At 63.3% G+C, this 13,205-nt stretch carries 14 protein-coding genes and 1 tRNA gene; 12 read left to right on the top strand and 3 right to left on the bottom strand.

The annotated features are described in order from the left end of the window. The 7 genes from purD to rng are packed head-to-tail and all read left to right on the top strand — an operon-like array spanning position 1 to position 6,130. Positions 1 to 1,296: a phosphoribosylamine--glycine ligase gene (gene purD / locus AC1DSF_RS13310; protein ID WP_478123339.1), complete on the top strand. Its 1,296-nt coding sequence runs from the start codon at positions 1 to 3 to the stop codon at positions 1,294 to 1,296. Continuing rightward, a complete protein-coding gene (gene hemF, locus AC1DSF_RS13305; RefSeq protein ID WP_478123338.1) occupies positions 1,296 to 2,222 on the top strand; it encodes an oxygen-dependent coproporphyrinogen oxidase in 927 nt (308 codons plus the stop codon). The genes purD and hemF overlap by 1 nt, the downstream gene beginning before the upstream one ends. After that, positions 2,213 to 2,833 (top strand): nicotinate-nucleotide adenylyltransferase, encoded by a 621-nt coding sequence (nadD, locus tag AC1DSF_RS13300; RefSeq protein ID WP_478123337.1) that lies wholly within the window; start codon positions 2,213 to 2,215, stop codon positions 2,831 to 2,833. Before hemF ends, nadD begins: the two co-directional genes overlap by 10 nt. Continuing rightward, entirely contained in the window at positions 2,833 to 3,510 is a 678-nt protein-coding gene (gene rsfS / locus AC1DSF_RS13295) for a ribosome silencing factor (protein WP_478123336.1), read from the top strand. Before nadD ends, rsfS begins: the two co-directional genes overlap by 1 nt. After that, on the top strand, positions 3,507 to 3,974 hold the full coding sequence (gene rlmH, locus AC1DSF_RS13290; protein WP_478123335.1) for a 23S rRNA (pseudouridine(1915)-N(3))-methyltransferase RlmH: 468 nt from the start codon (positions 3,507 to 3,509) through the stop codon (positions 3,972 to 3,974). The genes rsfS and rlmH overlap by 4 nt, the downstream gene beginning before the upstream one ends. A 10-nt stretch (positions 3,975 to 3,984) precedes the next feature. Next, complete coding sequence (locus tag AC1DSF_RS13285) at positions 3,985 to 4,590, top strand: Maf family protein (RefSeq protein WP_478123334.1); 606 nt, start codon at positions 3,985 to 3,987, stop codon at positions 4,588 to 4,590. Positions 4,591 to 4,603: 13 nt separating this feature from the next. Then, on the top strand, positions 4,604 to 6,130 hold the full coding sequence (gene rng / locus AC1DSF_RS13280) for a ribonuclease G (protein ID WP_478123333.1): 1,527 nt from the start codon (positions 4,604 to 4,606) through the stop codon (positions 6,128 to 6,130). Positions 6,131 to 6,248: 118 nt separating this feature from the next. Here rng and msbA read toward each other — a convergent pair whose 3' ends face one another. Beyond that, the gene (gene msbA / locus AC1DSF_RS13275; RefSeq protein WP_478123963.1) at positions 6,249 to 7,991 is read right to left on the bottom strand and encodes a lipid A export permease/ATP-binding protein MsbA; all 1,743 of its coding nucleotides are present in this window, start codon (positions 7,989 to 7,991) and stop codon (positions 6,249 to 6,251) included. 276 nt (positions 7,992 to 8,267) lie between these two features. Here msbA and tolB point away from each other — a divergent pair, with 276 nt between their 5' ends. The 5 genes from tolB to AC1DSF_RS13250 all read left to right on the top strand — a co-directional run bounded on the left by tolB (position 8,268) and on the right by AC1DSF_RS13250 (position 11,721). After that, positions 8,268 to 9,494: a Tol-Pal system beta propeller repeat protein TolB gene (gene tolB, locus AC1DSF_RS13270; protein WP_478123962.1), complete on the top strand. Its 1,227-nt coding sequence runs from the start codon at positions 8,268 to 8,270 to the stop codon at positions 9,492 to 9,494. 19 nt (positions 9,495 to 9,513) lie between these two features. After that, entirely contained in the window at positions 9,514 to 10,026 is a 513-nt protein-coding gene (gene pal / locus AC1DSF_RS13265) for a peptidoglycan-associated lipoprotein Pal (RefSeq protein ID WP_478123332.1), read from the top strand. A gap of 2 nt (positions 10,027 to 10,028) precedes the next feature. Continuing rightward, entirely contained in the window at positions 10,029 to 10,766 is a 738-nt protein-coding gene (gene ybgF, locus AC1DSF_RS13260) for a tol-pal system protein YbgF (protein WP_478123331.1), read from the top strand. 14 nt (positions 10,767 to 10,780) lie between these two features. Beyond that, positions 10,781 to 11,584, top strand: coding sequence for a tRNA threonylcarbamoyladenosine dehydratase (locus AC1DSF_RS13255; protein WP_478123330.1), 804 nt, complete (start codon positions 10,781 to 10,783; stop codon positions 11,582 to 11,584). Positions 11,585 to 11,645: 61 nt separating this feature from the next. Continuing rightward, positions 11,646 to 11,721: transfer RNA gene (locus tag AC1DSF_RS13250), tRNA-Lys, on the top strand. A gap of 117 nt (positions 11,722 to 11,838) precedes the next feature. On the opposite strand, the gene AC1DSF_RS13245 is transcribed toward AC1DSF_RS13250, so the two are convergent. Both AC1DSF_RS13245 and AC1DSF_RS13240 read right to left on the bottom strand, forming a co-directional pair. Further along, positions 11,839 to 12,546, bottom strand: a complete 708-nt coding sequence (locus tag AC1DSF_RS13245) for a carboxymuconolactone decarboxylase family protein (RefSeq protein WP_478123329.1) — start codon at positions 12,544 to 12,546, stop codon at positions 11,839 to 11,841. Beyond that, the gene (locus tag AC1DSF_RS13240; RefSeq protein WP_478123328.1) at positions 12,512 to 12,922 is read right to left on the bottom strand and encodes a (R)-mandelonitrile lyase; all 411 of its coding nucleotides are present in this window, start codon (positions 12,920 to 12,922) and stop codon (positions 12,512 to 12,514) included. Before AC1DSF_RS13240 ends, AC1DSF_RS13245 begins: the two co-directional genes overlap by 35 nt. Positions 12,923 to 13,205: the final 283 nt, after the last annotated feature.

Raw genomic sequence — 13,205 nt, 5'->3', positions numbered from 1 at the left:
ATGAAGGTACTGGTGATTGGGGGAGGCGGCCGCGAGCATGCTTTGGCATGGCGGCTGGCGCAATCGCTGCGCGTGAGCAAGATTTACGTCGCGCCCGGCAACGGCGGCACGCGTACGGACGGACGCTACGAATGCGTCGACATCTCGGAGCCCGCAGCGCTGCGCGCATGGGCACAGCAGGAAAAGATTTCCTTGACGGTCGTCGGGCCCGAGGCGCCGCTGGCGGCCGGTGTCGTCGACGAGTTTCGCGCACACGGAATGCGCATCTTCGGACCCACCAAGGCCGCGGCGCAGCTGGAAAGCTCCAAGGCTTTCTCCAAGTCGTTCATGAAGCGTCACGGCATCCCGACCGCCGAGTACGAGGCCTTCACCGATGCTGCGTCGGCACACGCCTATGTCGATGCCAAGGGTGCACCGATCGTGATCAAGGCGGACGGCCTGGCCGCCGGCAAGGGTGTGGTCGTGGCAACCACGCTCGCCGAAGCGCACGAAGCCATCGACTTCATGCTGCTGGACAACAAGTTCGGCGTGTCCCACAACGAAGGCGGCGCGCGGGTCGTCATCGAAGAATTCCTGCAGGGCGAAGAAGCCAGTTTCATCGTACTGTGCGACGGCAAGAACGTGACGGCACTGGCGACCAGCCAGGACCACAAACGCCTGCTCGACGGCGACGAAGGTCCGAACACCGGCGGCATGGGCGCCTATTCGCCCGCGCCGGTGGTGACCGCGGAGGTACATGCGCGCGCCATGCGAGAGATCATCCTGCCGACGATTCGCGGCATGGAAAAGGACGGCATTCCCTATACCGGTTTCCTCTACGCCGGCCTCATGATCGATGCGGCAGGGCACCCGAAGACGCTCGAATTCAATTGCCGGATGGGCGATCCGGAGACGCAGCCGATCATGCTGCGGCTCAAGTCCGATCTCTTCGAGGTCTTCTGGCATGCGACCGACGGCACGCTCGACCAGGTCGAACTCGAATGGGACCGCCGCGTCGCGCTCGGCGTTGTCCTGGCGGCGCACGGATATCCGCTTTCGCCGCGAAAAGGCGATCGCATCGGCGGCATCCCGCCGGAAGCGCCCGATGCCGTGGTGTTCCACGCCGGCACCGCGCTCGAAGGCGGCGAACTCGTCACCAGCGGCGGCCGCGTGCTTTGCGTGACCGTGCTGGCCGACAGTGTCAAGCAGGCGCAGCAGCGCGCCTATGCCGTCGCGGCGCGCGTCCAGTTCGACGGCGTGCAGTACCGCAAGGACATCGGGCACCGCGCCGTGCACGCGCGCGGTTCGCAGTCTTGATGCAAAGCTCGACAGACGCCCAGCCGGCGGACGTCGGCGACTACCTTCGCGGCCTGCAGCACGACATCATCGCGGCTGTCGAGGCTGCGGACGGCGGCAGTTGCGTTCGCGACGAGTGGCGCAAGGACCCGGGCGAAGTGTTGCAGGGGAGTGGGTTGACCTGCATCCTCGAAGGCGGCGAGTTGTTCGAGCGCGCAGGTTGCGGCTTTTCCGAGGTGCGCGGCCCGAAGTTGCCGCCCTCGGCGACGCAGCACCGGCCCGAGCTTGCCGGCGCGCCGTTCGAGGCCATGGGCGTGTCGCTGGTGTTTCACCCGCGCAATCCGTATGTGCCGACGGTTCACATGAATGTCCGGATGCTGGCTGCGCTTCCGGTCGATGCGTCGCCGGTCTGCTGGTTCGGCGGCGGCATGGACCTGACGCCGTATTACGGCTTCGAGGACGATGCCGTTCACTTTCATCGGACCTGCCGCGATGCGCTCGCGCCTTTTGGCGACGACAAATACCCGCGGTTCAAGACCTGGTGCGATGAGTATTTCTTTCTCAAGCATCGCAACGAGCAGCGAGGCATTGGCGGAATCTTTTTCGACGACTTTTCCGAATTGGGTTTCACGGAAAGCTTCGCGATGCTGCGGTCGGTGGGGAATGCCTTCCTGCCGGCGTACATTCCGATCGTCGAGCGGCGACGAGACACTGCCTACGGCGAGCGCGAACGCCAATTCCAGCTTTACCGCCGCGGCCGTTATGTGGAGTTCAATCTCGTCTGGGACCGGGGCACACACTTTGGCCTGCAGTCTGGCGGGCGCACCGAATCGATTCTTTTGTCCATGCCGCCGCTTGCGAGCTGGGCCTATCGGCAACAACCCGAGCCCGGAAGCCCGGAGGCGGCGCTCTACAGCGACTTCATCGTGCGGCGCGAATGGCTTTGATCAAAACGCGGATCGGCGTCTTCGGCGGCGCCTTCGATCCGCCGCACAAGGCACATGTGGCGCTCGTGCAGTCGGCGCTTGCGCAGCTTGCGCTGGCCGAGCTTCGCATCTTCCCGACCGGCCAGGCATGGCACAAGGCGCGCGCCTTGAGCTCGGCCGAAGACAGGCTGGCCATGTCGCGCCTGGCCTTCGACGGCATTGCCAACACGGTGGTCGATGCTCGCGAAATCAGCCGCCCCGGACCGACCTACACGCTCGACACGTTGCGCGAATTGCAACAAGCGCATCCAGCTGCGCAACTCGTTCTGATCATGGGCGCCGACCAGGCCCTGTCGCTGCCTCGCTGGCACGGCTGGGAGGACATACTTTCGATCGCTATAATTTCCGTAGCATATCGCGCAATACCCACGGGCTCTTCCGGCGAATTCGACCCTTCGAACCTGCCATCCCTTCCAGCCGGCGCGCGATTCGAAAAGCTCCAACTCCCGCCAATGGACATCAGCGCGACCGACATCCGGTCGCGCGCCGCGCGTGGCGAGGACCTCAACGAACTGGTTCCGCCGGCGGTTGCACGCTATATTGAACAACACCATCTCTACCGATCCGCCTGATGAGAACTGAAGCCGCCGCCAAAAAAGACACCCAGAAACTCCAGAGAGCCATCATCGATGGACTCGAGGACGTCAAGGCGCAGGACATCCAGGTTTTCGACACTGAGCATCTGTCGCCGCTCTTCGAACGCGTGATCGTCGCTTCCGGAACCTCCAATCGCCAGACCAAGGCATTGGCCGCGAGCGTGCTCGATGCCGTGCGCGAGGCGGGCTTCAACAAGCCCCGCGTCGAAGGCGAGGCCAATGGCGAGTGGATCATCGTGGATTGCGGCTCCGCCGTCGCGCACATCATGCAGCCGGCCATTCGACAGTACTACCACCTCGAGGAAATCTGGGGCGACAAGCCGGTGCGTGCCAAGCTGGGCGCAACCAAGCCCATCGTGGTCAGGGCTTCCGAAGACGAAAAGGCGCCGGCCGCGAAGAACACTTCTTTGCGCCGTTCGAGCGCAGCCAAGACGGCCATCCGGGCTGCCGAACAAGCTGCCAAGCAGAAAAAGCCCGCGGCCAAGAAGGTTGCGGCGAAGAAGCCGGCTTCGAAGGCGCCCGTCAAGACAGTGGTCGTGAACAAGGCGCCGGCCAAGAAGGCCGCTGCAAAGACCAGCGCCAAGACTGTCACCAGGAAGACGGCACCGGCAGCCAAGAAGGTTGCGCGCAAGACCACTGCCGCGAGGTCATGAAGCTGCTGGTGGTCGCAGTCGGGCAACGCATGCCCGACTGGGCACAGACCGCCTGGGATGATTACGCCAAGCGATTCCCGCCTGAACTCAAGCTCGAACTGAGGGCTGTCAAGACCGAGCCGCGCGGCTCGAAGACGCTCGAAACGCTCTATGCCGCCGAACGCGAGCGCATCGAGGCGGCCATTTCCAAAGGGATGCGTATCGTGGCCCTCGACGAGCGCGGGACGTCCCTCACCACCAAGGCACTTGCCGCCCGGCTCCAGGCCTGGCAGGGCGAGGGCGACGACGTCGCGTTGGTCATCGGCGGCCCTGACGGCCTGGACCCGGCTTTCAAGGCCGCCGCGCACGAGCGGATCCGGCTTTCCGACCTCACGCTCCCGCACGCCATGGCGAGGGTGCTGCTGGTCGAGCAGCTCTATCGCGCCTGGTCGGTCAACGCGGGTCATCCATACCACCGCGAATGAGCCGCCCGGCATGAACCCAGGCTTTATCTACCTCGCGTCTCAGAGCCCGCGACGAGCGCAATTGCTCGGTCAATTGGGCGTGCGGCATGAATTGCTGCTGGCCGGTCCCGAAGAGGATGCGGAAGCGCTCGAGGCCGTCCGCCCCGGCGAATCGCCGACGGCTTACGTCCAGCGCGTCACGGGCCTGAAGCTTGATGCGGCAGTGCGGCGGCATCAGCGGCTGGCACTGCCTGCCGCGCCGATCCTGTGCGCGGACACCACGGTCGCGCTTGGATCAACGATCCTTGGCAAGCCCGATGACGAACGAGACGCTGAGCGCATGCTCGCCATGCTGTCCGGCCGCACCCACCGTGTCATGACCGCCATCGCCCTCCAGCATGGCGCCGAAAGACAGGCGCTCCTGAACGTATCTCATGTGCGCTTCGCTGCGGTCGAACCGGAGCGAATCGTGGCGTACGTCGCGAGCGGCGAGCCCATGGGCAAGGCTGGCGCCTACGCCATACAGGGAAGGGCGGCCGCATTCATCGAACACATCAGCGGCTCGCATTCGGGCATCATGGGCCTCCCGATGTTCGAGACTGCCGGGCTGCTCCGCACGGTCGGCTTCACGCTTTAGACCTGGACAACAGATGCAAGACATCCTGATCAATTGGTCCCCGCAAGAGACGCGAGTCGCAGTGGTCGAGCACGGCGCGGTCCAGGAACTCCACCTCGAACGAACGCTGGAGCGAGGGCTCGTCGGCAATATCTACCTCGGCAAGGTATCGCGGGTGCTCCCAGGCATGCAGTCCGCATTCATCGACATCGGGTTGGACCGCACCGCTTTCCTGCATGTTGCGGACATCCTCGCGCCGTTCACGCCCGGATCGCGTCCGAGCACGCCGTCGCCGGAGCGCGATCATCGCAACCCCGCGGCAATGGTTCCGATCGAGAAGCAGGTGTTCGAGGGGCAATCGCTGCTCGTACAGGTGATCAAGGATCCGATCGGCACGAAGGGCGCGCGGCTGTCCACCCAGATCAGCATCGCAGGCCGGCTGCTGGTCTTCTTGCCTCAGGACAATCACGTCGGTGTTTCCCAGAAGATCCCGGCCGATCTTCGGGACGCCTTGCGCAGCCGGATGCAAGTGTTGATCGAGGCGGCAGCTGCGGTCGACGGAGGTGGGGTCGTGCCGGCAAACACCGGCGGCTTCATCCTCCGCACTAACGGCGAGGATTCGAGCGACGCCGAGCTTGCGGAAGACATCGCCTACCTGCGCAAGACCTGGTCCAGGATCCGGGAACTGTCGGTGCGCATGCCGCCCATGTCGCTGTTGCACCAGGACCTGAGCCTGCTGCAGCGCGTACTGCGCGACATGACCAGCGAAGACACGCAGACGATCCGCATCGATTCGCGCGAGCAGTTCGACGCGCTGCTCAAGTTCGGCCTGGAATTCATGCCGCAGGCGGCCGGCAAGCTGCAGCTCTACAAAGGCGAGCGTCCGATCTTCGATCTCTATTCGATCGACGAGGAAATCGCCAAGGCATTGGGGCGGCGCGTCGATCTCAAGTCCGGCGGGTACCTGGTGGTCGACCAGACCGAAGCGCTGACCACCGTCGACGTGAACACCGGCGGCTTTGTCGGCGCGCGCAATTTCGACGACACCATCTTCAAGACCAATCTCGAAGCTGCGCAGGCCATTGCCAGGCAGCTTCGTCTGCGCAACCTGGGTGGAATCATCATCGTCGACTTCATCGACATGGCGCGCGATGATCACCGTGAACAGGTGCTGGCCGAATTCCGCAAGCAGCTTGCGCGCGACAGGGTGAAGACCACGGCGGGCGGGTTCTCGCAACTGGGGCTTGTGGAGATGACGCGCAAGCGAACGCGCGAGTCGCTGGCGCACATGCTGTGCGAGCCATGCATCGCCTGTGGCGGCCAAGGCATCGTGAAGACGCCGCGCAGCGTGGCTTACGACGTGTTGCGCGAGATCCTGCGCGAAGCACGCCAGTTCACGCCGCGCGAATTCCGCATCGTCTCTTCGCCGCAAGTGATCGAACTGTTCCTCGACGAGGAAAGCCAGCACCTTGCCGGGCTGAGCGATTTCATCGGCAAGCCGATCTCGCTGCAGGCCGAACCCCAGATGGGCCAAGGCCAGTACGACATCGTCTTGCTCTGACCACCGGTCACCACGGGCCCAATCCAGAAACACCGCGGAACTGGCTTCGCCAGGCCGCCGGTGTCGCCCCCGGTAGGGGGTGGGCGGCTACACGAAGTGAGCAAGCCTGGGGGCGAGCTCAAATCCTTGGATCTTGGCCGGGTTGGGCGCCTCGGACTGCGAGGTTTTGCAGGCGCGCGTAGAGGCCGTCGAGCGCCATCAGTTGCGCGTGGGTGCCTTGTTCTGCGATGCGGCCGTGGTCCATCACGACGATGCGATCGGCGTGCTGGATGGTGGACAAACGGTGGGCCACGATGAGGGTGGTCCGGCCTTGCATGAGGCGCTGAAGTGCCTCCTGGACCGATCGCTCGGACTCTGTGTCCAATGCCGACGTGGCTTCGTCCAGAAGCAGTATCGGGGCATCCTTGTAGAGCGCGCGAGCGATGGCGAGTCGCTGGCGTTGGCCGCCGGACAATTGGGTGGCGTTGTGCCCGAGCACGGTGTCGATGCCATTGGGCAGGCTATCGACGTGCACCGTGAGGTTGGCCGCGGCTACGCATGCCCGGATGCGCTCGGGATCTATCTGGGCGCCGAGCGCGACGTTGGCCGCCAGGCTGTCGTTCAGCATGACCACATCCTGGCTCACCATCGCAAATTGCGCTCGCAGGCTCTTGAGCTGCCATTCGGCAAGGTCATGTCCATCGAGAAGCACACGGCCGCCGCTGGGCAGCACAAAGCGCGGCAACAGATTGACCAGTGTCGTCTTGCCCGAACCCGATGGACCGACGAAGGCCACGACCTCGCCGGGTTCAATGACGAGATCGACATCGTCGAGGGCCCTCGATTCGTCGTCCCCGCGATACGTGACGCGCGCTTGTCGCAGTTCAATCCGGCCTTTCGCGCGTTGCACTTCAAATCCGCCTTGCGGCTCGGCGCCTACGGTGTCCACCAGCTCGAGCCCACGTTCGAGCGCCGCGAGTCCGCGCGTGATGGGATTGGCCATGTCCGCAAGCCGCCTGATGGGAGCAATCAGCATCAGCATGGCGGCGATGTAGGCGACAAAGCCGCCGACGGTCAGGCCCTGTTCGTTGCTCTGCCACAGAGCGATCACCACCACGACCGACAGCGCAACGGCGGCGAGCAGTTGCGTCAGCGGCGTCATGGCGGCCGATGCAATAGTCGACTTCACGGCCAGCCGGTTGAGGCTGTGGCTCAGGCGCTCGAAGCGATTCGTCTGGCTTTCCTGGGCGTTGTGCAGGCGTACGACGCGATGCGCGAGCACGTTTTCCTCGACCACGTATGCAAGCTCGTCCGTCGCGATCTGACCAAGCCGCGTCAGGTGATAGAGGCGCTTGGAGAGCACCTTCATGATCCAGCCCACGCCGGGTACCAAGACGCCGACGATCAGCGTMAGTTTCCAGTTCAGGTAGAGCAGGTAGCACAGCAGCGCGATCAGCGTCAGGCCGTCGCGCGACAGGCCGAGCAGGGCCTGCACCAGCAGCATTCCGCCCGTCTGGACTTCATACACGACGGTGTTCGACAACGTGCTGGCGGATTGCCGCGAGAAGAGGGCGAGCTCGGCGGCGAGCAGCTTTTCGAAAAGCATGCGCCGAAGCCGTTGCATGCCTTCGTTCGCGATGCGCGCGAGGGCGTATTGGGAAATGAATTGCGCCAGTCCACGGACCGCGAAAAGAAGGATCATGCATACCGGAACGATCCAGAGCGCCAGCTGGCCGCGCGTGAATCCACGGTCGAGCAAAGGCTTGACCAACGCGGGCATCAGTGGCTCGGTGAGCGCGGCAATGAGTGCGGTAAAGAATCCGAGAGCCCACCAGCGGCGCGAGCCGCCGAACCAGGCCATCAGTCGCGCGAGTCGGCGCATCAAGGGGGGGCGCGCGACTTCGGCGGCGGGGGAGGGCTGCATGGCGGCGGATTCTACGATCGTCATTCCTGTAGGACCGCGCCGGGTCATACACGTTTTGTGACGCTACGTGCATCGCAATGTGTACCATGTGGCCTCGTCAAGTCCGAGGCGCGAACTTATTCCTCGGAAACCTCTCCGAACCGCATGAAAAAGCAGTTGCAAGACTTTCCCCCAACCCCTTCTTCATCGTTCCTCGCTCGCCGCGCCTTGATTGCGGCTCTCGCTGCCTCCCCGATGGTCCCCGCGCTCGCCCAGTTTCGGGTCGAAGTCTCGGGGGTCGGGTTGACGCAGCTTCCGATCGCGCTTGCCCCTTTCAAGGGTGAAGACGCGTCGCCGCAGAAGATTTCCACGATCGTTCAGGCCGACCTCGAGCGCAGCGGGCAATTCCGCGGCGTCGATGCGTCCGGGCAAGCGCTCGACGAAACCTCCCGTCCCGACCTCAGCCTTTGGCGCCAGCGCACCGCCGATTCACTGGTCGTCGGCAGCGTGACTCGGCTTGCCGATGGGCGCTACGACGTCCGCTTCCGCCTCTGGGATGTTGTTCGTGGACAGGACCTCGGCGGGCAGAGCTTCACCGTGCCGCAAGGCGACCTTCGGCTGGCGTCGCATCGGATCGCAGACTATGTCTACGAAAAGCTGACCGGCGAAAAAGGCATCTTCTCGACGCGCATCGCCTACGTCACCAAGGGCGGCAACCGCTACAGCCTTTGGGTCGCCGATGCGGATGGCGAAAACGCACAGGCCGCGCTGGCAAGCCCCGAACCCATCATTTCGCCGCGCTGGTCATCCAACGGAACGCAGCTCGCGTACGTGTCCTTCGAGTCGCGCAAGCCGGTGGTCTACGTACACAACGTCGCAAGTGGGCAGCGCCGGCTGGTCGCCAACTTCCGCGGCTCCAACAGCGCACCGGCTTGGGCGCCGGACGGCAACACGCTCGCGGTCACGCTGAGCCGCGACGGCGGATCACAGCTCTACACCATCTCTTCGAGCGGCGGCGAGCCGCGCCGGCTCACGCAGAGCAACAGCATCGACACCGAGCCCGTGTACTCGCCCGACGGCAGTTCGATCTATTTCGTGAGCGATCGCGGCGGTGCACCGCAGATCTACAAGATGGGTGCTGGCGGAGGCAACCCGACCCGGGTCACCTTCAACGGTACCTACAACATCTCTCCGGCGATCAGCGGCGACGGCCGGTGGTTGGCCTACATCTCGCGCGTCAATGGTGGCTTCAAACTCCATGTCATGGAGTTGGCGACCGGCAACGCGCAGGCCATCACCGACACCACCGCCGACGAGCGTCCGAGCTTTGCCCCCAACAGTAAGTTGATCGTCTACGCGACCAAGCTTCAAGGCCGCGAGGCGTTGATGACGACCACGCTGGACGGAAAGATAAAAGCACGCCTGGCGGGACAGGCGGGAGACATCCGCGAACCGGACTGGGGTCCGTTTCAAAAGCAATGATTAACTTGAGGAGTTCGAAATGTTGAAACGTACGATTTATTCGTTGGCCATCGTGGCTCTGATCGCCGGCTGCTCGTCGGGCACCAAACTCAACGACACGCCAGTGGTCGATCGTGGCGCGGGCCAGGGCTCGGGCGGCGCTGCCAGCGGTGTTGCACCGGTCACCATCGACCCGAATGCACAAACTGCGCAGGGCCCCGTCGGTGTCGCGCGAATCATCTATTTCGACTTCGACAGCTATACCGTCAAGCCTGAATTCCAGTCGCTGATCGACGGACACGCTCGCTTCCTGAAGGCGAATCCGCAGCGTCACATCTCGATCGAAGGCCACACCGACGAGCGCGGCGGCCGCGAATACAACTTGGCGCTGGGACAGAAGCGTTCGGAGGCGGTTCGCCGTTCGCTGACCTTGCTCGGCGTCAACGACAGCCAGATCGAAGCCGTGAGCTTTGGCAAGGAAAAGCCTGCGGCGCAAGGTACGGGTGAGGACGTGTGGGCGCAAAATCGCCGCGCCGAAATCACTTATCGTTGATCATGCCCCGTGTTTCCTTGCGAGGGGCGGCCCTCGCTGTTGTCTTGTTGTGCGCCTCGTTAGGCGCACAGGCCGCCCTCTTCGAGGACGACGAGGCACGCCGCGCCATTCTCGATCTGCGCCAGCGCGTCGAGACGATGCGCACCCAGAGCGCCGACGAGAACGCGCAGCTGCGGCGCAGCCTGCTCGATTTGCAAAACCAGATTGAACAGATGCGCGGCGACATCGCACGCATGACCGGGCAGAACGAACAGCTGACGCGCACTCTCACCGAGATGCAGCAGCGGCAGACTGAAGTCGACAACCAGCTGAAGAAGAACGAGCCCTCGAAGGTGTCGATCGATGGACGCGAGTTCAACGCCGACCCCAAGGAAAAGGCCGACTTCGATGCGGCATTGGGCATCTTCAGGGCGGGCCAGTTTGCTCAGGCGCAAACCGCGTTCGCGGATTTCGTCAAACGCTATCCGCAAAGCGGCTACAACGCCTCCGCCTTGTTCTGGCTCGGCAATGCGCAGTATGCAACCCGAAACTACAACGAGGCGATTGCCAATTTCAGGTCGATGCTTTCGCTCGCGCCTGACCACGCCAAGGCCCCTGAAGCCGTGTTGTCGATCGCGAACTGCCAAATCGAACTGAAAGACACGCGGGCGGCACGCAAGACGCTGGAAGACCTGACCAAGGCCTATCCGCAGTCCGAAGCCGCACAGGCCGGTCGCGAGCGCCTTTCGCGCCTGCGCTGATCTTGCTGAGCGCCATGCCTTCTCCTGTCGTCATCTCGGACGACGCCGATCTGGCCCGCCGATTCGGTGGCCTGGAGCGGCTGTACGGGGTTGCGGGTGCTACAGCGATTCGGTCGTCGCATGTGCTGGTCGTCGGCATCGGCGGCGTCGGCTCGTGGGCCGTCGAGGCGCTCGCTCGCAGTGGAGTGGGGCGGCTGACGTTGATCGATCTCGATCACATTGCCGAGTCCAACATCAACCGCCAGATTCACGCGCTGGAAGCCACGGTGGGACAGGCCAAGGTCGAGGCCATGCGCGAACGCATTGCACAGGTCAACCCGTCTTGCCAGGTCTCCGCTATCGATGAATTCGTCGAGCCCGGCAACTGGCTTTCGCTGCTTTCAATGGCGCAGGACGCAAATGGATCGCCCACCGCGGTCATCGATGCTTGCGACCAGGTGCGCGCCAAGTTGGTCATGGCCGCATGGGCGCGCGAAACGGGGGTAGATTTCATCACCGTCGGCGCGGCCGGCGGCAAGCGACTCGCGCACAAGGTCGACATCGATGACCTCGCTTTGGTGACTCACGATCCTCTGCTCGCGCAGCTGCGCCAGCGACTTCGCAAGGAGCACGGTGCTCCACGCGAAGGCCGGAAGATCGGCGTGAACTGTGTCTTCAGCCGGGAGAGCGTGGCGCCGCCTGATGCTTCGTGCGCGATGGAGGGCGATGGCACGCTCAACTGCCACGGCTATGGTTCGGTAGTGAGCGTCACTGCCACCTTCGGCCAATGTGCGGCAGGCTGGGTTTTGGACCGAATCGCCAGGAATGGCACGCTATAATTTCTGGCTTTGCTGGATTCAACGCCAGCAAAGAACGAAGAAGCGACTGGTAAATGGGTAGGGGACGTTAGCTCAGTTGGTAGAGCAGCGGACTTTTAATCCGTTGGTCACTGGTTCGAATCCAGTACGTCCTACCAACTACCCGCGTGGACATATGAGAAGCCTGCTATTTGGTTAATGGCAGGCTTTTTGTTTTGGTTCGGCCAAGTCACATCTTTCTGCAAGGTGTGTCGTTCTCGTTCACCAGTGAGGCCCTATGCCTTCTCCTGCAGCGCCTCCCGTACGCGTACCGCCGCATCCTCTCCGACTATCTCCCGGAGGATATCTGCCACTTCGCTCAACTGAGCTTTCGTCAAACCAACGTTCAGACTGATTCGAATGTGCGCCACGAGTTGCGGCTCGACGCCCGCCAATGCGGACAGCGCGCTCACGGTTGCAAGCTCACGGCTCTGCCAGTCGAGATTGTCCCGCGCGAAGATGTCTCCAAACAAGTGAGCCTTCAGGTACTCGTCGATGGCCGGGGCAAACTCGAACAGCGGTCCGCGTACAGGAGCGCCCGAGAGTTTGGTCTGGTTCGCCGTTCCGATGTCCATGATGTTGCTGCCGGCAGGCAGCGGCGTCGGAGTGCTGCCGGCTGGATCGTTGATTCCCCGCTGCTCGCGATCCTTGGTCACATTCATCAGTTCCGCCAAGGCATTGAGGCTGCGCGGGAAGCCGGCATAGGCATACAACTGCACCAGGACTTCCTTGCATTCATTGACGGTGAGTCCGGCATCGAGCCCGTGATTGAGTGCCGAGCGGAGCTTGGCGATCCCGCCAACGGCTGCGAAGGCCGCAATGGGAACAATGGCCCGCCGGGAGGCGGGGAGGAGCGACTGAGGCGACTGAGATTGAGGTTGAGATTGATGCGTCATGGTGGTGTCGTTTTCAAACCGCCGGAGGTCCCGCGAGATATTCGGCATCGCTCACCTTTTCCATCCATTCGACGTTCTTGCCGTCGAGCGCTTCTTGAATGGCGATATGAGTCATCGCCGTCGTGGGTGTGGCGCCATGCCAATGCCGGTGCCCCGGTGGACACCAGATCACGTCGCCTGCGCGAATCTCCACGATCGGCTCGCCTTCGCACTGCGTCCAGCCGCAGCCAGCGGTCACGATCAGAGTCTGCCCGAGAGGGTGCGTGTGCCACGCACTGCGCGCTCCGGGCTCGAAGGTGACGCTTGCGCACGACGCGCGGGCTGGCTCGGGCGGTGCGTTCAGCGGATCGATTCGCACCTGGCCGGTGAAGTAGGCGGACGGGCCTTGTGCCGAAGGCTGTGAGCCTGCGCGTTTGAGCATCATGGTGGACCTCTTGATGGTTGTCGAAAATCAAGTGGGGCCCGTCGCCAGCAGAGTCAGGCGTGGTGCAGGGCAGTGCGTCGCATCTGCAAGGGTGACGGCCAGACGGGCAAAGATTACGCCTGCACTGATAAGAAAAACAGTCGCAGGGCACCGCTATCGGCCGCCGCACGCATTTGGACTCGCCTGCGACCGCATCACTGACGCGCATCCGTTAAGTATTTGTACTAGCCCTGAAATAGCTTACGGAAATTGCTACTTTGATGCTACTTTGATGCTACATTGA

The organism is Variovorax sp. 01N429 (assembly GCF_056399425.1).
Note: the sequence above shows the minus strand (reverse complement) of the source record. Positions and strands in the feature narration are given on the sequence as shown.